Source organism: Acinetobacter psychrotolerans (assembly GCF_048552595.1).
Lineage (GTDB): Bacteria > Pseudomonadota > Gammaproteobacteria > Pseudomonadales > Moraxellaceae > Acinetobacter.
The window spans coordinates 1-314 of record NZ_JBIMDK010000055.1; the positions used below are offsets into that span (position 1 = coordinate 1).

At 36.6% G+C, this 314-nt stretch carries 1 protein-coding gene; it reads right to left on the reverse strand.

The genetic code is table 11. The features are described from left to right. Positions 1 to 257, reverse strand: a 257-nt coding sequence (locus tag ACG94X_RS16830; RefSeq protein ID WP_419384803.1) for a FeoA family protein, incomplete at its 3' end; no start/stop codon positions are given. Between the last annotated feature and the right edge of the window lie 57 nt (positions 258 to 314).

Sequence of the window (314 nt, forward strand, 5' to 3'; positions counted from 1 at the left end):
CCTTCTACTGTTATTTGAATCTCAATCTTTTCAGCTTCAATTTTGCGTAATGCAAAGCGGGTAAAACCAATTTGGATCAAAATAGGGTCGCCACCAAAGATACCTTTGGTGATCACTTGCACATATGTACCAGGTACAAACCCCAATGTTTCCAAACGACTCGCTACTAAATCTAGCTGATTGACATTATTTTCAGAGGTACGATTGACCTTGCAAATAATGGCAGTTTGCGTCACTTTCAAGTCAGACAAACGCACTGAAACTAACCCTAAAATTAATTCGATAATGATTTTATTATACATACAAATGAGAAT